At 64.6% G+C, this 16,627-nt stretch carries 14 protein-coding genes; 6 read left to right on the plus strand and 8 right to left on the minus strand.

Annotated elements, in window-relative coordinates:
- Positions 1-51: 51 nt before the first annotated feature.
- The 5 genes from C0V82_RS24575 to C0V82_RS24595 all read right to left on the minus strand — a co-directional run bounded on the left by C0V82_RS24575 (position 52) and on the right by C0V82_RS24595 (position 6,314).
- Positions 52-513 carry a spore coat protein U domain-containing protein gene (locus tag C0V82_RS24575; protein WP_245924101.1) on the minus strand — a complete coding sequence of 154 codons (462 nt, stop codon included), beginning with the start codon at positions 511-513 and terminating at the stop codon, positions 52-54.
- A gap of 397 nt (positions 514-910) precedes the next feature.
- On the minus strand, positions 911-2,377 hold the full coding sequence (locus C0V82_RS24580) for a mannose-1-phosphate guanylyltransferase/mannose-6-phosphate isomerase (RefSeq protein WP_308421086.1): 1,467 nt from the start codon (positions 2,375-2,377) through the stop codon (positions 911-913).
- Between the two features lie 69 nt (positions 2,378-2,446).
- Positions 2,447-3,961 carry a tetratricopeptide repeat protein gene (locus C0V82_RS24585; protein ID WP_102115033.1) on the minus strand — a complete coding sequence of 505 codons (1,515 nt, stop codon included), beginning with the start codon at positions 3,959-3,961 and terminating at the stop codon, positions 2,447-2,449.
- A 136-nt stretch (positions 3,962-4,097) separates the two neighbouring features.
- Positions 4,098-4,916 carry an enoyl-CoA hydratase/isomerase family protein gene (locus tag C0V82_RS24590; RefSeq protein ID WP_102115034.1) on the minus strand — a complete coding sequence of 273 codons (819 nt, stop codon included), beginning with the start codon at positions 4,914-4,916 and terminating at the stop codon, positions 4,098-4,100.
- 111 nt (positions 4,917-5,027) lie between these two features.
- On the minus strand, positions 5,028-6,314 hold the full coding sequence (locus C0V82_RS24595) for a class I SAM-dependent methyltransferase (protein ID WP_102115035.1): 1,287 nt from the start codon (positions 6,312-6,314) through the stop codon (positions 5,028-5,030).
- A 447-nt stretch (positions 6,315-6,761) separates the two neighbouring features.
- Between C0V82_RS24595 and C0V82_RS24600 the strand changes: the two genes are divergently transcribed.
- Positions 6,762-8,015 (plus strand): porin, encoded by a 1,254-nt coding sequence (locus C0V82_RS24600; protein ID WP_158660183.1) that lies wholly within the window; start codon positions 6,762-6,764, stop codon positions 8,013-8,015.
- A gap of 86 nt (positions 8,016-8,101) precedes the next feature.
- Positions 8,102-9,145: an alpha/beta hydrolase gene (locus tag C0V82_RS24605; protein WP_158660184.1), complete on the plus strand. Its 1,044-nt coding sequence runs from the start codon at positions 8,102-8,104 to the stop codon at positions 9,143-9,145.
- Positions 9,146-9,278: 133 nt separating this feature from the next.
- On the opposite strand, the gene C0V82_RS24610 is transcribed toward C0V82_RS24605, so the two are convergent.
- The gene (locus C0V82_RS24610; RefSeq protein ID WP_102115038.1) at positions 9,279-11,285 is read right to left on the minus strand and encodes a HAMP domain-containing methyl-accepting chemotaxis protein; all 2,007 of its coding nucleotides are present in this window, start codon (positions 11,283-11,285) and stop codon (positions 9,279-9,281) included.
- Positions 11,286-11,597: 312 nt separating this feature from the next.
- Here C0V82_RS24610 and kynU point away from each other — a divergent pair, with 312 nt between their 5' ends.
- The 4 genes from kynU to C0V82_RS24630 all read left to right on the plus strand — a co-directional run bounded on the left by kynU (position 11,598) and on the right by C0V82_RS24630 (position 15,749).
- A complete protein-coding gene (gene kynU, locus C0V82_RS24615) occupies positions 11,598-12,833 on the plus strand; it encodes a kynureninase (RefSeq protein WP_102115039.1) in 1,236 nt (411 codons plus the stop codon).
- Between the two features lie 100 nt (positions 12,834-12,933).
- Positions 12,934-13,770, plus strand: coding sequence for a hypothetical protein (locus C0V82_RS24620; RefSeq protein ID WP_158660185.1), 837 nt, complete (start codon positions 12,934-12,936; stop codon positions 13,768-13,770).
- A gap of 137 nt (positions 13,771-13,907) precedes the next feature.
- Positions 13,908-14,906 carry an MBL fold metallo-hydrolase gene (locus C0V82_RS24625; protein ID WP_102115041.1) on the plus strand — a complete coding sequence of 333 codons (999 nt, stop codon included), beginning with the start codon at positions 13,908-13,910 and terminating at the stop codon, positions 14,904-14,906.
- Between the two features lie 75 nt (positions 14,907-14,981).
- Entirely contained in the window at positions 14,982-15,749 is a 768-nt protein-coding gene (locus C0V82_RS24630; protein WP_102115199.1) for a class II aldolase/adducin family protein, read from the plus strand.
- A gap of 120 nt (positions 15,750-15,869) precedes the next feature.
- Here the strand turns inward: C0V82_RS24630 and C0V82_RS24635 are convergent, their stop codons facing one another.
- Both C0V82_RS24635 and C0V82_RS24640 read right to left on the minus strand, forming a co-directional pair.
- Entirely contained in the window at positions 15,870-16,241 is a 372-nt protein-coding gene (locus tag C0V82_RS24635; protein ID WP_102115042.1) for a hotdog family protein, read from the minus strand.
- Positions 16,238-16,618: a MaoC family dehydratase gene (locus tag C0V82_RS24640; protein ID WP_102115043.1), complete on the minus strand. Its 381-nt coding sequence runs from the start codon at positions 16,616-16,618 to the stop codon at positions 16,238-16,240. The genes C0V82_RS24635 and C0V82_RS24640 overlap by 4 nt, the downstream gene beginning before the upstream one ends.
- Positions 16,619-16,627 lie beyond the last annotated feature (9 nt).

Below are 16,627 nucleotides of genomic sequence, written 5' to 3' on the forward strand. Positions count from 1 at the left end.
CAGGCTGGAACTGCCCGATGAAGCTGTGAAGAGAGCGGAACCGATCTCTAATTACTTGGCGGCGATGGTCACGGTGACGGTGTCGGCATAGTCGCCTGCGATGTACTGGTCGGAGGCGGCGATGGTGACCTTCAGGTCGGACTTCTTGCCGAACTGCGCGGTGGCGCGGTCAACAACCATCTGGCTGGTCAGCGCACCACCCTGGCCGTCATAGTTGACCGAGTAATCGATGGTGAAGTTGCCGGACTTCAGCTTGCCGGCATTGGCCGAGGCCAGCGTGATCTTGTAGCCGGAGCCGGAATTGCAGGTCTCGGTGACCGAACCGACCGTCTTGGCGGTTTCGCCGGCCTTCAGGGCCAGCGACTGGTTCAGGTCCTGGACGGCGATGGTGCAGGACAGAGCGACATTACCCTTCAACTGGATCGTGCCGGACGCGTTCTGGGCCATGGCGGGGGCGACAATGGCAGAAGCGATCAGGGCGGCGGCGGCGGTCTTGGCGAAGAACTTGGTCATGTCGGTCTCCATCGGTTCGTTGGGGCGAGGCGTTGTTGCCTTCATGCGAACCAAGGATTGCAGCCTGCGTGCCAGGCATCGGCACACCCTGACAGTTGAGGGTTTCTGCGGGCCTGGGGCGGCGCTTACCCTCCATTGACATATTGCAATCCGCAAAACTGCGAAATGCATGTTGCAATATGCAAATATCATTGCAAAATGAAAGGGGCGTTGCCGCCCCTCTGCAACCTAACCTTTGGGATAGGATAATTTAGAGCGGTTTTCTGTTACCCGGAAACCGCTCCGGCGGCGACTGCCGCCGCGCCGCACGTGCGGCGTGAAGCCAAGCGGCGGATGCCGCGCCGGCGCCTGAGGAAAACGAAAAGACTAGACATGTTTCCGGTCAGCGGAAACATGTCTAGGCCCGTCCGTAATGATCCTCGATGCGCAGGATATCGTCGGGGCTGATGATGGCACCCGTCTGCACCTCGATCAGGCACAGGTCGGTATCTCCATCATTTTCCAGGCGGTGAGGGATACCGGCGGGAATGAAGACGCTTTCATTAACCCGCACGATGCGCCGCTCCTCGCCCAGCGTCACCTGGGCCTCCCCCTGCACCACCACCCAATGCTCGGCCCGGTGATCATGCTTTTGCAGGGAAATCTTGTGGCCGGGGCGGATGGTCAGGCGCAGAACCTGAAAGCCGGGGGCCGCATGCACCAGATGCGAATAGCCCCAAGGTCGGTAGGTGCGGCGGTGGTCCAGCCGTTCGGTCCGCCCCTCCGCCTTCAACCGGTCGACAACGGCCTTCACATCCTGTACGCGGGCGCGGTCGGCAACCAGGACGGCATCATCGGTGGTGATGACCACAAGGTCCTTCACCCCCACCAGCGCCGTCAGCCCAACCTCGCCCCGCACCAGATTATTGCTGGCATCGACCAGGATGGCATCGCCCAGCACGGCATTGCCACCGCCATCCTTTTCCGCGATGTCCCACAGCGCGCTCCAGGCACCCACATCGGTCCAGCCGATGTCGCAGGGCACAACGGCCGCACTGTCCGTTTTTTCCATGACGGCAAAATCGATGGAGATGTTGGGCGCCCGGGCAAAGGCATCTGTATCCAGGCGCAGGAAATCGAGATCGACCCGCGCCGCCTCGATGGAAGCATCCGCCGCCGCCAGCGCGTCGGGGGCGTGGCGTTCCAGTTCGGCCACGAACCGGTCGGCGCGGAACAGGAACATGCCGCTGTTCCACAGGTGCCGCCCGCCCGCCAGATAGGCTTGCGCCACGTCCAGCTTTGGCTTTTCCGCGAACTGCTTCACGGCAAAGGCGCCATCGGCGCCTGACACCGGCTCACCCTTCTCGATATAGCCATAGCCTGTTTCCGGGCTGGTCGGCTGAATGCCGAAGGTCACCAGCTTGCCCTGCTGTGCCGCAACCGCACCCTTGGCCACTGCCACACGAAAGGCGTTGGGCGACAGGATGGCGTGATCAGCGGGCAGCAGCAGGACCAAGGCCTGCGGATCACGCCGCGCCGCCAGCAGTGCTGCCACAGCCGCCGCCGGGGCGGTATTGCGCCCGAACGGTTCCAGCACCAGTTCGGTGGGACGGATGCCCACCTCCTGCAGCTGTTCGGCAATGGCGAAGCGGTGTTCCTGATTGCAGATGACGATGGGGTCGGCGAAACCGAAATCCCGGCCCACGCGGAGGGCCGTTTCCTGGATCATGGTCCGGTCGCCACACAGGTTCAAAAGCTGCTTGGGAAACCGCTCCCGCGATACCGGCCACAGGCGGGAACCCGAACCGCCGGACAGAAGAACGGGAATGATGGTGGCGATGCTGTCATTCATCTCTGCACACAGGGCAATATCAGGGGTAGCCACGCCCAAGCACCCGCGCCCCGGCGGTCCCAGGGCGGCGGCTACCCGGCGGTCGGAAAAACAGGCGTTGGTTCAGCGGCTGGCGATGGCCAGAACGCCCTCGACGGCCCGGCCACCCTCATAACGCAGCACCATGGGCATCAGTTCCAGAACCTTCAGCCCCGCCTCATTCAGGCTTTCCTGCAAATGGGCCGGATCATGGGCATAGCGTCCGCTTTCCTGCAGGATATAGGGCTTGCCGCCCGATGCCGTTTCCGCCGACACGATCCACAGGCCGCCGGGACGCAGAGATGCCGCCACCTGCCGGAACAGGTCGCCCACCTCCCCGAAATAGCACAGCACATCACCCGCCACGATCATGTCGAAGCTGGCAGGCCGCGCGATCAGATAGGCGCCCAGTTCTGCCTGATCCAACGAGGAATAGAGCCCCCGGCGCAGCGCCTGCTGCAACATGGACAAGGACAGGTCCACACCCGTCAGGGTCTTGGCATAGGGCGCCAGATGCGGGGCTGCCAGACCAGTGCCGCAGCCGGCATCCAGAATATCCTTGTCCCCCTGGCCCGGCCCCAGATGGCGTTGCAACGCCTGGCCCACCGCGTCAGGCACAGCATAGCCCAGCGCACCGATCATCTCGTCAAACCGCTTGGCCGACGCATCGAAGGTCTGGGACAGATAGGCATCGCTGGCGCGCGCCGGGGCCGGCGCCTCGCCCAGGGCCGCCAGCGTATGCTGATACTGTGCTGTCTCCCCGGCCACATCGCGCCAGCCTTCCAGCAGGCTCTTGAGAGAGGCCTCATCGCCCGTACGGCGCAGATTGGCGGCAACCGACCCCAGTTCGACCTGCGCTTGTGTGCTGTCAGGCGCCAGTTTCAGCGCCTTCAGGGCCGCATCAGCCGCCATATCCAGCCGCCCCACCCCGCGCCAGGCCAGAGAGATGTTGATGTGCAGTGACGAACTGTCGGGGTCCATGGCCAACGCCTGTCCGAAACAGGCAATGGCCTCGTCATAATGACCGGCCTCGGCCAGGGTCAGACCCAGGTTGGAATGGGTGATAGTCAACTCGGGACGCAGGCGCAGCGCCACACGGAACTGCTCAATCGCCTCGTCCTGGCGGCCCAGGCGGCGCAGGACCAGGCCCAGATTGCTGGCGGCCTCCGCATAATCAGGCCGGGCCTTCAGGGCGTTGCCATAATGCTCCGCCGCGATCTCGATATGACCGGCATCATAAAACAGGGTGCCCAGGTTGTAATAGGCCTCGGCGAACAGCGGCTCCCGCTCCAGCGTATTCAGATAATGGTTGGCCGCGTCATGCGGCCGCCCCTGCGCCTGGGCCACGGCCCCCTGGTTGAAATGATAGATGGGGTTGTCCGGCTCCAGCGCGGCGGCCGCCGCATAGGCCTGCGCGGCACCATCATAATCCTCCAGCGTCTCCAGGGCGACACCCAGGTCGGCGCGCAGCGTGGCATCGCCCGGATCGTCCAGGATCGCCTCGCGCAGCAGGGCCACAGCCTCGGCATGGTTACCGGCATCCATCGCCATGCGGCCCATATCCGCGGGGCCACCCACGCCAATGGAGATGTCACTCATGCCCTGTTCCTTCCTGACCGCCGGTTCCGGGATGTTCGCATGGTCCCGTCTTTTCCGGCGCTCAAGATAACCGCTTGGAATCGCGAAGGATAGGGGTCCTTCACGTGCCTGCCCATAAAGGTAGGATCAGCCTGCCTCAGCACTTGCCGAAGAAGGGCTTGCGCCGCTCCACGAAGGCGGTGATCCCTTCGGCAAATTCGGGACTGTCGATGGCCGACAGGAAGGTTTCCCGCTCCGCCGCCAACTGCTGCTGGAAATTATGCTCCAGCGACAGATACAGCAGACGCTTGGTCCGTCCCGATGCCAGGGCGGCACCGCCGGCCAGCTTGCGCGCCACGCACCGCGTCTCCTCCGCCAGCATCGGGGCCGGGCAGATGCGGTTGACGATGCCCAGTTCCAGGGCCTCCAGCGCCGTCAGGCGCCGGTCCAGCAGCGCCAGTTCCGCCGCGCGGCGCGACCCGACCAGACGCGGCAAGGCATGGGTGGCGCCCGCCTCCGGCGTGGTGCCCAGCGGGCCATAGGCCATCTGAAAAATCGCGCGGTCTGACGCCACCACCAGATCGCAGGCCAGCGTAATGCCGATGCCGGGGCCGGCGGCGGTGCCATGGATGCCGGCGATCACCGGCTTTTCCATGCGACGGAGCGCTGTCACGGCCTGATGGGTGAAATCGATCAGACGGGCAATATGGTCGCGCCGTTCGGCGGCAGGTGCCGACAGCAGCTTGTGGAACGCCAGGATGTCGCCGCCCGACATGAAGCTGGTACCCCGGCCTGTCAGCACCAGGACCCGCACCTTGGGATCATTGGCAGCAGCGGTCGCGGCCTCGGCAAAGGCGGCGGCCATGTCCAGGTTCAGCGCGTTCAGGCAATTGGGCCGGTTGAAGGTGATCTCCGCCACCCCTTCCCCGCCATGGCGGGTATAGAGCAGGCAATCGCTGGTGGTCACGGTGCTCATGGCGCCTCTCCCCTTTGCCGGCAGCCCCTTCGGGGCCAATGGCGACAAGAGTATCAGAGGTTTGGCGGAAGGGGAGAGCGGAAAGGTAATGACCTTCCGCACACTACCGGATCACTCTAAAACTAAGGCCACCTGACCCGTGAAGGGGCTGATGGCGATATGCCGGAACTGAATGCCGGTACGGGCTGCGAACTCACCGAAGGCCTTGAATTCATGCTCGGCCCAGGTTCGGTTACCGATGAACTCATCAAAGACCAGCACCGATCCCGGCACCAACCTGGGTTCCAGCTCGCGCAGCACCGTCACGGTGGAACTGTAGATATCACAGTCAATATTGACGAACCGTACCGGCCCCGGATGGGCCGCCAGAAACCCCGGTAGCACATCATCGAACCAGCCCTTGTGCAGGCTGACATTGTCCGGCATGGCGGGCAGGGGGACGGCGTCGCCATCGCCCAGGCTGAAGGTCCCCGCCATCTCATTGCCCCAGCCCTCGGGCAGGCCTTCGAAACTGTCGAACCCATGGGCATGCTGGCCAGCAGCCGCCGCAATATGGCGCAGCGATGTTCCCCGCCGCACACCGAATTCCAGCACCAGCCCCGGCACCCTGGCCTGCGACAGGGCGAAACGCAGCAGATCGGCGGATACCCCGAATATCCGGCAATCCGTAGCCATATGCCCCACCAGTGCGCGCGCACCGTCCAGGATCGGCGACGGCGCCGCCCCCGCCGCATCCCCACCCGTCAGCACCTCATAGGCCGCCAGGAAGCCCGCATATTTGCGGTTGGCCCCCGGACTGGTCACCGCCCGGCGCAGCCGTTCCTTCGCCGCCTCCAGTCCCTGATCCCCGATGACACAGGCATGGCTGGCGAACCAGGCCGCGCCATGGCCAAGGTCCTCCGCCACGATCACATCGAAATCGGCCAGCGCCCCGGCTGGATCGCCCAGATAATGGCGCGACAGGGCGCGGTGATAGCGTACGCCCTTGTTCAACCGCCCCGCCGCCGCCTCTGCATCGACCAGCGCGATGGCCTCCTCATAGCGGGCGTCCCGACGCAAGGCGTTGGCCAGCATTTCTGTGACCCGCGCATCCAACGGGTCAGCATCATGCATCGCCGCCAGTATCGGCACCGCCGCATGCATCATGCCCAACCCGTTCAGCGCGCGCGCCAGATCAAACCGCAAGCCCGCATCATCCGGACAGTCCAGCAAGGCGACGCGCAGCAGCGGCAATGCCCGCCCATGCTCATTCATCCCGATCAGGGCACGGGCCAGCAGCCCCATGCCGGCGGCATCCGCCGGCTCCCCACCCTCTGTCAGCACCCGCCGCGCCACACGGAACCGCCCCGCCTGCAAAAGCTGGTCGGCCTGCGCCAGGATCTCGGGCGGGGTCTGCATAAGGGCGGCTTCCGGTCTGTCTCTCGGCCCTTTCTGGTAGAGCCTGCGGAAGCGGAATGCAATGTCCCGCACCGGCCTGTATATAACGCAAAAGATTTGTGATTAAAAAATGACAAAACCCGATTGACGAAGTGGGGAATTAAATTCAATATCCCCATCGGTGGTGTTGAACCCATCCGCGGGCATTTGACCTGACAGCTTGCGCCGCGTCACCAAACGCTAAAGCGCCACGAAGCTTCGTGGTGTCCTGAACCTTAAAGGAGACACCCGATGACCTGCTGTTGTCCTTGACACGACAGAACGTTGCCCCGGCGGTGCTTACGCCGTAAGGCCCTGATCACGCAAATGAAACCAAGGCCGGAGCCGGCGCCTTCAGGCGACCGGCGCAAGGGTCCTTATGCCCCGCAAAACCCGGCCACAAGAACCAGATCCATGAAGGGAAAGCCTATGTCCTCCTTCCGTTCCAAGACCGCCGCCCTGCTGCTGACGGGTGCTGCCCTCTCCGCCCTGTCCCTGCCCGCCGCCGCCCAGTCCGCGTCAGAGGTTGAGGCCCTGCGCGCCCAGGTACAGTCGCTGCTGGCCCGCATCGAAAAGCTGGAGAAGGCCCCCAGCACACCCGCCGGCCCGCCCGCCAGCAAGGACGCCCCCCTTGTCGTTGCCGATGCCTATAAGGCGCCGCAGGTGGTGCAGTCGGGCAATGGCAAGGTGAAGCTGACCCTGTCGGGACAGATCGGTCGCGCCGTGATCGTGGCCGATGACGGTTTCGACAGCGACGCCATCCATGGCGACAACGCCACGGCATCGTCACGCCTGCGCCTGTCCAGCCAGGCCAAGCTGGACGATAACTGGACCGCTGGCACCGATATCGAGCTGGAAACCTCGTCCGCCTCCACTCGCAATACCGGCTTCGGCACCGACAGCGGCACCTTCTCAGTGAATGAGCGCAAGGTGGAATTCTGGGTGCAGCACAAGGAATTCGGTCGTCTCTGGGTGGGTCAGGGCGATACCGCCACCAACCAGACCTCGGAAGTGGACCTGTCGGGCACCAGCACCCTGATCAGCCATTCCGATATCGGCGCCACCTTCGGCGGCATCGCCTTCCGCAACAAGGCGACACGCGCCGCTGGCGTCACGGTCAACAACGCGTTCAACAATTTCGACGGCCTGCACCGTGAGGATCGGGTGCGTTACGACACGCCCACCTTTGGCGGCGGCTTCCAGCTGTCGACCAGCTTCACCGAAGGCGGGGCCACCGATGGGGCCGTGCGCTACAACGCCAAGATCGGCGATACCGAGGTGGCTGCCGCCATCGCCTATGCCGATAATGACAGCCGCACCGGCTTCGACACGCAGACCAACGGCTCCATCTCGGTGAAGTTCGCCAATGGCTTCAACGTCACCGCCGCCGCCGGCACGCGCGACCTGGGCCCCCGCGACAGCGATTTCTGGTACGGCAAGGTCGGTTATATCGCCAAGCTGACCAGCATCGGCAACAGCGCCTTCGTGGTGGATTACTTCACCCAAGATGATTTCGCGGTGGCCGGTGCCGATGCCAAGGCTTGGTCGGTCGGCTATGTCCAGACCGTCGATGCCTTTGCGTCCGACTTCTATATCAGCTTCCGCAACCACAGCTACGACACCCGCACGGCCGACTTTAAGGACGTGTACGGCGTGATCACCGGGGCGCGCGTGCGCTTCTGATGATTGCACCGGGGGCGGTGGCCGGCTTCCCCAATGGCTGGTCACCGCCCCACCCTTACCGCCCACACCGATCCCGGAGACAGACCATGACCGGCACAATCCTGCCCATCGCCCCCGTTCCCCACCGTGCGGCGTCCCTGTGTCTGGTTCCGGAAAAGCCGGGTTTCACGGTCGGTACCGACCTGTCGCCCGAAGTGGCCGATGTGGTCCGCATCATCGCGGGCAGTGCCACGGGCGATGGCGATCTGGCGGAAACGCGCCGCATCTTCACCCAGGTGCGCCGCGCCCTGGGGCCGGAGGCGCCGGATATCGCCTCGGTGCGGGAAGAAACCATCATCGGCCCCGGCGGCCCGCTGCGCCTGCGGCTCTACCGCCCGTCCTTCGGTTTCCGGCCCCTGCCGGCCCTGCTGTTCTTCCATGGTGGCGGCTGGACCGTGGGGGATCTGGACAGCCATGACACGCTCTGCCGGCAACTGGCGGTCGCCACGGGCCATGCCATTGTGGCCGTGGATTACCGGCTGGCACCCGAACATCCCTGGCCCGCCGCCATTGAGGATGGCTGGGCAGCGCTGCGCTGGCTGGCGGCTTACGCGCCCCTGCTCGCCATTGATCCGCTGGCCATCGGCGTGGCGGGTGACAGTGCGGGCGGCAATATCGCCGCTGTCCTGGCGCTGAAGGCGCGCGATGTCGGCGGGCCGATCCTGAAGACCCAGGTGCTGATCTATCCCGCCGTCGATCTGGCCGCCGGCCTGCCCAGCCATTTCACCCGTGCCGACGGTTACCTGCTGACCCGTCAGGCCTATGTCGCTTATGTCCGCAACTATCTGGCGGGCCAGGAGGTTGAAGGCGACTGGCAGGTTTCACCCCTGCGCGCCGACCGTCTGGATGGGCTGCCGCCCACGGTGATCATCACCGCCGGCTTCGATCCGCTGCTGGATGAAGGCCGGGCCTATGCTGGCCGGCTGGCCGCCGCCGGGGTGCCGGTGCTGCACCGGCTGTACCCCGACATGGTGCATGGTTTCATTACCATGGGCGGTCGCCTGCCCGCCGCCAATCGCGCTATCGCCGATATCGGTCGCGCCCTGGCCTCTTACGATATATACGCCTTCAGCGACGGGGGCGGGATCTGATCCCGCCGCCCGGCTCTTGAGGGCAGCTTAAACCCAGCAGCGAAGCTGATGGGATGGCGCGTTGAGCGCCCGCGGGCATGTGCCCGCGCAAGCCAAGGCGGCGGATGCCGCCGCCCGGCGCTTGAGGGATTGATTAAGCCGCCTTCACACCTTGCAGGAAGCCTTCCACCACCTTGGTCAGGCGCTGAGACTGATCCTGCACACTGACGGCGGCATTCAACACCTCGCCCGCCGACTGCCCGGTTTCGCCGGCGGCACCACGCACGCTGTCGATGGTGCTGGTGACATCCTGCGTGCCCACTGCGGCCTGCTGGACATTGCGGGCGATCTCCTGCGTGGCGGCCCCCTGTTCCTCAATCGCGGCGGCGATGGCGGCGGCGATCTCATTCACACGGGAAATGGTGCCCGTGATGGACCGGATGGCCTCCACGGCCTGCTGGGTCGCTGTCTGCACCTGCTGCACCTGCTCGCTGATATCGCCAGTGGCCTTGGCCGTCTGGGTGGCCAGGCTCTTGACCTCCGACGCCACGACGGCAAAGCCCTTGCCGGCTTCCCCGGCGCGCGCCGCCTCGATGGTGGCGTTCAGGGCAAGAAGGTTGGTCTGGCCTGCAATATCGGCGATCAACTGCACCACGGTACCGATGCGCCCCGCCGCTTCGGACAGTGACGTCACCGTCTCATTGGTGCGGCGTGCCTCTTCATGGGCGGTGCGGGTGATCTGGGCGCTTTCCGCCACGCGGCGGGTAATCTCGCCCAGCGAGCTGGACAGTTCCTCGGTCGCGGTGGCCACGGCCTGCACATTGGCACTGGCCTGTTCAGCAGCACTGGCCACATTCATCGATTGCTGCGCCGTCTGTTCGGACAGGGCTGACATGGACTGGGCCGATGCGCGCATCTGCGTGCTGGCACTGCCCAGTTCGCCGACCAGGGCCTGCATGTCGCGGTCGAAGCGCGACATCAACTGTTCCAGGGCCTGGGCCCGGCGTTCGCGCGCTTCGCGGGCTGCCGCCTGTTCTTCTTCCAGACGGCGGCGTTCAATGCCATTGGTCTTGAACACTTCGACCGCCCGCGACATGTCACCGATCTCGTCCCGGTTGGTGGTGTAGCCGATATCGACGCTGAGATCGCCCTGGGCCAGACGGCCCATGGTACCGGTCAGGTCATTTACCGGCCGCGTGATCGACCGGGCAATAACGATTGATGCACCGACGCCCAGGATGATGGCGAAGATCGACAGGCCGATGGCCGTGTAATGGATGGTGTTGATGGTGGAGACGACCTGGGGCCCGATCTGGTTCTGTTGTTCCATCTGCGAAGCTCGGATATCGCCGGTCAGCTTGCTCATCTTGGCACCGGCCGGATTCAAGCGCCCGGCGACCGTTTTCTCCATTTCGGTGATCAGATCGCGCTTGGTCTTGGCCCCTTCATGATAGGCGACCAAATGCTGCACAATTTCCGTCACCAAGGCGCGGCGGGGACCGCGTGCCTGTTCGGCAAGGGCCTTGGTGCCCGTCTCCAATTCTGACAGCGCCTTGGTCAGCCCTTCACGCGTCGCGTCATCATGAAGGTTCTCATAACGCTGCATGTAGAAACGGACCAGAAGCAGGTCCCGCTCGGCATCAGCAAGGGCGATCGCCCCGCGCGCATCGCCTTCGCTCTCGGCGATCCGCAGCAACTGATCCATTTTCTCCAGTGCCGCCGGTCCATTCTTGTCCAGGACGTCTGCCGAGACCTTGTCGACCCGTGCATCCAGAGAAACGACCTCGCCAAACGCGGCCTTGTAATCCCCATAGGTCTTGGTCAGGTCGGCCAGCATGGCGCGGCGGCCTGGATGAATGATCGCCTTGTCGGCATCATCCAACAGACCATCCACGGCCTTGGCCCGCTCCTGAAATCTGTCCGCCAGCGCCTCATCACCCGTCAACAGGAAGTCTTTCACGCCAAGGCGCATCTGCGACACGCTTTGATCGACGCCGGAAATCAGGTTGGAGTTGCGGGCGATGCGCCGATAGTCGGAAAAGCTGCTATCGATGACCGTCAGGCCGATAACCGCCGCCCCCCCAACCAGCAGCAGCAGGAACAGCAAAAGCCCCTGGCCCGTGAAGATTCGATGCGAGATTTTCAGCTGATCGATACGCATGGCCTGCCCCTTCTTTAATGATGACAGAAATGACCCTGCGCCACGGCAAGGGCCGCGGGCGGATCCATCTGTCTTTTGGTCTATACCTAGCTATTAGCTATGCCATTCCGCCAATATACAACCGCGCGAAAGGTCAGGGATTCCTCAACCTAACCTTCTGGATATAGCAGCCAGTCCATTTATGCCTGATCGACCCCAGGCAAGAGCCTCGATCAGCATTCATCCATACCGCTGCATGCCGACACCACACCGCTTGACGCCACCCCTTCGATACTGTTTCAGATACAACAATCATAGATGGGAGGCCGGCCCATGCCGACACGCGCCGAGATCGAAGCCTTGGACCGTAACGACCCGCTGGCAGGGTTTCGTTCCGAATTCACCCTGCCGCCGGGTGTGATCTATCTGAACGGCAACTCACTGGGCCCGATGCCGACCAAGGCGGCGGTGCGCGCGGCAGAGGCGGCGACACAGGAATGGGGCGTTGGCCTGATCCGGTCCTGGAATACGGCCGGCTGGTTTGCGGCACCCTATAAGTTGGGCGACCGGCTGGCGCAGTTGCTGGGGGCGGATGCGGGCGAGATGGTGGTGACCGACGCCACCGGCCTGAACCAGTTCAAGGCCGTGGCAGCCGCCTGCGCCCTGCGCCCCGACCGCCGTGTCATTGTGATGGAAGGCAGCAACTTCCCCACCAACAATTACATGGTGCAGGGGCTGGCCGCCTTTCTGGGCCAGGGCCATGACATCCGCTTTGTGGAAAAGGATGGCATCCTGGATGCCATCACCGACGATGTCGCCGTCGTCGCGCTGACCCATGTCCATTACAAGAGTGCCCATGTCCTGGACATGGCGGCGATCACGGCCAAGGCCCATGCGGTCGGTGCCCTGACCGTCTGGGACCTGTGCCATTCCGCCGGCGCCATCCCGGTGGACCTGCACGCAGCCCAGGCCGATTTCGCGGTCGGCTGCACCTACAAATACCTGAATGGCGGGCCGGGCAGCCCGGCCTTCATCTTCGCGGCCAAGCGTCATCACGCCGCCATGCAGCAACCGCTGTCCGGCTGGTGGGGCCATGCCGCCCCCTTCGCCTTTGACCGCGATTATCGCCCCGCCGAGGGTATCGGACGCATGCTGACCGGTACGCAGGCCATCATTTCCATGCAGGCCGCCGAACCCGGCATCGATCTGGCCGTCCGCGCCGACAAGCATCTGGCCTGGGCCAAGGCGCGAACCATGGGTGACCTGTTCATCGCCCAGGTGGAGGAAAAGCTGGGTGTGGACATGTTCCGCCTGGACAGCCCGCGTGACGGGCATCAACGCGGCGGTCATGTGGCGCTCGCCCATCCCCATGGCTATCCCATCATGAAGGCCTTGATCGAGGCTGGCGTGATCGGCGATTTCCGCGCGCCCGACACGCTGCGCTTCGGCTTCTCCCCGCTGTACTTGCGTTACACCGACGTGGCCGATGCGGTGGATATCCTGACCGACATCATGGCGCGCGACGTCTGGCGGGACGAACGGTTCCAGGCGAAGGACGCCGTTACGTGATCTGACCAAAACAGCTTCCGCGTGCACACATTGATTGCTCGATCCACCCCATACGGTTATCAGTTATAGCCATAAGGGCTTAACACCGTGGGGGAAGGTCATGTCGCGGATTTGGCTGTGGCGGGCTTGTGTGGTGGGGATGGCGTTGGCGCTGCCGGTGGCGGGGGCCATGGCGCAGGTGGATAGCAGCGGGGCCGCCACCGGGGCAGCAGCGGTGCCGCAGGTCGCCACCATGGCGGGCGGCAGCAATATCTACGACGCCTCCGTCGCGGCCCTGACCAAGCTGGCGATGATCGCGGTGATCCTGGAACAGGCCCTGGCCCTGATTTTCGACTGGAAGCCGTTCCGGGAGACCTTTGACCGGTCGGCGGTGAAGCCCATTGTCAGCTTTCTGTTCGCCGGCGCCATCGTGCATGAATTCGGCCTGGACGTGGTGGCAACCTTGATCAAGGCCTATGGCGGTGATCAGGACGGCATCGGCATCGTGTCGAAACTGGTGACGGCCCTGGTCCTGGCCGGCGGCAGCGGCGGCATCAACCGCATCCTGCAGCGCATGGGGGTTCGCAGCAATCTGAACCTGAAGGATGACAATGCGCCGCCGCCGACCATGGCCTTTGTCTCGGTAGTGCCCATGCCGAAATCGGCCAAGTGCGACATTGCCTGCGTCACCGTCGTTGGCATCGACAGCGCGGGCACCAGCCATTCACTGGGCACCGTCGCCGGCCCCAGCGTGGGCCGTGACCCCACCGGCTGGCGCGCCTTCTTTCTTCAGGAAAAGGGCCGTTTTCCCACCGATGGTGGCTTTGCCCTGACACCCGGCCAATGGTCCATCCGCCTGGACGCCACCGACAGCAGCGGCACCGTCAGCAGCAGCACCATCTGGGGGCCCTATCAACTGGATGCCGGCGCCCAGATCGACCTGACAATCAAGGTTTAGCAAACGTCCGCCCCCTGTCCGTTTCGGGCCTTGCACCCACATCATGCTTCCGGTCCAATGCAGACAGTAGCGGCGTGAAAGTTTGCGTCGCGCCGCTGCAGGCCGCCGACCGGCGGCCCGGCGTCTGAGGGAGCAAAATGAACTCGTGCGATTGCAACCGGCGGGGTTTCTTCGGTCATGCTTTCGGCTGCGGTGCCTGGGTTGCCGTGGCGCTCGCCGCCGGCACCACACAGGCCCGGCAGGCACAGGCCCGCACCCTTGCCGATCCCGTCACCACCACCCCCTTCGCCCGGATTGAGAAGATCGCCGATGGCGTCTGGGCGGTGGTCAGCACGCCGTTCGGTGCCGATGGGGCGCGCGGCGATCGCACCACCCTGTCCAATGGCGGCATCATCGCGGGCCGGGATGCTGTACTGGTGGTCGAAGGGTTCTTCACCCCCGCCGGCGGTCAATGGCTGTCGGATCAGGCGCTGGCCCTGACCGGCCGCCGCCCCACCCATGTCGTCGCCACCCATTACCATCTGGACCATGTCGGCGGTCTGGCCGGTTTCCGGCAGGGCGCCGACGGGCCGGAGCTGCTGATGACGGCGCGCACCGGGGCGCTTTCCGCCGAACGCAACGCCCTAGCCAGACCGGCAGAAGGCAGCCCCTTCCCCAAGGCGCCGCCCATCCTGTTACCCACCCTGGTCCTGCCGGAGGGGGAGGCGAAGCTGGATCTGGGCGGGCGTACCGTGCGTCTGATCGCCCGCACCGGCCATACCGACAGCGACGTGACGGTGGAACTGGATGATCCGCGCGTGATTTTCGGCGGCGATCTGCTGTGGAACGGTATCTTCCCCAACTATGTCGATGCCGACCCGCTGAAATTGTCCACGGCCGTCACGGCCCTGCTCTCCGACCACACCGCCACCATCGTTCCCGGCCACGGCCCTTTGTCCATCGCCGCCGATCTGTCGGGTTACAAGGGCGTCCTGGACGCGGTGGAGGCGGCGGCGCGGCGGGCCCATCGGGCGGGCTTGGCCGTGGAAGACGCCGCCAAAGCCTTTACCCTGCCGCCCAGCCTGGGCGCCTGGACCCTGTTCAACCCCGGCTTCTACACCAACGCCTTCAAGGCCTGGTACCGCGTGCTGGGGTAAAGACAAGTCGCGGCAATATCGCTACACTCCATCCAAACAAGCGTTTGAATGAGTGAGGGTGCGATGACGCAGAATATGGCGATTGCCGGGGCCGGCGGTGGCGATGCGGCGGTTAAGGATGAGGCAGCGATCCGCCGTGATCTCGCGGCGGCCTATCGGCTGACCGCCCTTTACGGCTGGGACGATCTGGTCTTCACCCATATCTCCGCCCGCCTGCCCGGCCCCGACCATCACTTCCTGATCAATCCCTACGGCCTGCTGTTTGAGGAGATCACCGCCTCCTCCCTGGTCCGCATCGACATGGCCGGGAACAAGCTGGATGACAGCCCCTATCCCGTGAACCCCGCCGGCTTCACCATCCATTCGGCGGTGCATGAGGTGCGGGATGATGCCGGCTGCGTCATGCACCTGCACACGCCCGACGGCACCGCCGTCGCCACCCTGGCCCAGGGGCTGCTGCCCCTGAACCAGACGGCACAACTGGTCCTGGCCGATCTTGCCTATCATGATTATGAAGGGGTGGCCCTGGACCACGCCGAAAAGCCGCGCCTGCAGACGGACCTGGGCACCAAATCCACCATGCTGCTGCGCAATCACGGCACCCTGACCGTGGGCGCGACGGTAGCGGAGGCGTTCACCCGCATGTATTTCCTGGAACGGGCCTGCACCATGCAGGTGCGCACCCTGTCCATGGCGGGCCGCCCGCTTTATGACACCGAACAAGGCGTGATCGACAAGAACATGGCGCTGGGTCGCATGGCCGTGGCACCCGCCGCCAACCACCTGATCTGGCCTGCATTGCTGCGCAAGCTGGACCGGGTGTCGCCGGGGTATCGGGAGTGACACCATGGGTCAAAACCTTGACCCATGGTGTCGGCGGCGACTGCCGCCGCGCCGCACATGCGGCGTAAGCCCAGCCGCCGGATGGCGGTGCCCGCCGTTTGAGGGAGCGCGAACAAGCCCTCACCACCCCTTGTCGGCCACATCCTCCACATAGACCAGCGCTCGCCCCTCGGCCAGCAGCACCCCGCCCGGCCCATGACAGGTGGTTTCCAGGTCGACCAGATGCTTATCCGTCCGGATGCGCGTCACGGCCACCCGCGCTGTCAACTCCCCACCCAGCGGCACGGGCTTCAGGAACCGTGTCTGCTGTTTCAGGTAATTGGTCCCTGGCCCCGGCACCTTGACGCCCAGCAGGTAGGAGAACAAGGCCCCGACCAGCGGTTCCGGCACCTCCCCCTCTGGCATTCCCGCCCCGCCCAGCGCCCGGTAATCGGCCACATCCTGCGCCGTGAAGGCCCGTTTCACGATGGCTTCATCGCCCAACCGGATCATGCCGCCGCTCCCATCTCAAACACACCCTCACAGGTGACCACACCATCCGCCACCCGCTGCGCCTTCACGGCCACCTGCGCGATCCCATCGGCCTCCCCCACCAATTCGGCGGTAAAACGCATCATTTCCCCCGTATATGTGGGGGCCGGAAAGCGCACATCCTTGGACAATTGCCGCGCACCTGGCCGCACCTGCCCCGCCAGCCCGCGCAGGATGGAGCACAGGAACAAGCCATGCGCCACCGTCCGCCCGAACCGGGTACGCGACGAGAAATCGGGATCGACATGGATGGGGTTATCATCACCCGACAGGCGAGCGAACAGGTCGAACTCCGCCTGCGTCAGGCTGCGGTCGATGCTGATATGGGTAGGGGGCATGGAACCTCA

Source organism: Niveispirillum cyanobacteriorum (assembly GCF_002868735.1).
Lineage (GTDB): Bacteria > Pseudomonadota > Alphaproteobacteria > Azospirillales > Azospirillaceae > Niveispirillum > Niveispirillum cyanobacteriorum.

Coding starts and splice junctions, on each gene's coding strand:
- C0V82_RS24605 (WP_158660184.1), top strand. CDS start 8,102: ATGACCGGCACAATCCTGCCCATCGCCCCCGTTCCCCACCGTGCGGCG.
- C0V82_RS24620 (WP_158660185.1), top strand. CDS start 12,934: ATGTCGCGGATTTGGCTGTGGCGGGCTTGTGTGGTGGGGATGGCGTTG.
- C0V82_RS24640 (WP_102115043.1), bottom strand. CDS start 16,618: ATGCCCCCTACCCATATCAGCATCGACCGCAGCCTGACGCAGGCGGAG.
- C0V82_RS24630 (WP_102115199.1), top strand. CDS start 14,982: ATGGCGATTGCCGGGGCCGGCGGTGGCGATGCGGCGGTTAAGGATGAG.
- C0V82_RS24575 (WP_245924101.1), bottom strand. CDS start 513: ATGACCAAGTTCTTCGCCAAGACCGCCGCCGCCGCCCTGATCGCTTCT.
- C0V82_RS24625 (WP_102115041.1), top strand. CDS start 13,908: ATGAACTCGTGCGATTGCAACCGGCGGGGTTTCTTCGGTCATGCTTTC.
- C0V82_RS24590 (WP_102115034.1), bottom strand. CDS start 4,916: ATGAGCACCGTGACCACCAGCGATTGCCTGCTCTATACCCGCCATGGC.
- kynU (WP_102115039.1), top strand. CDS start 11,598: ATGCCGACACGCGCCGAGATCGAAGCCTTGGACCGTAACGACCCGCTG.
- C0V82_RS24635 (WP_102115042.1), bottom strand. CDS start 16,241: ATGATCCGGTTGGGCGATGAAGCCATCGTGAAACGGGCCTTCACGGCG.
- C0V82_RS24610 (WP_102115038.1), bottom strand. CDS start 11,285: ATGCGTATCGATCAGCTGAAAATCTCGCATCGAATCTTCACGGGCCAG.
- C0V82_RS24595 (WP_102115035.1), bottom strand. CDS start 6,314: ATGCAGACCCCGCCCGAGATCCTGGCGCAGGCCGACCAGCTTTTGCAG.
- C0V82_RS24585 (WP_102115033.1), bottom strand. CDS start 3,961: ATGAGTGACATCTCCATTGGCGTGGGTGGCCCCGCGGATATGGGCCGC.
- C0V82_RS24600 (WP_158660183.1), top strand. CDS start 6,762: ATGTCCTCCTTCCGTTCCAAGACCGCCGCCCTGCTGCTGACGGGTGCT.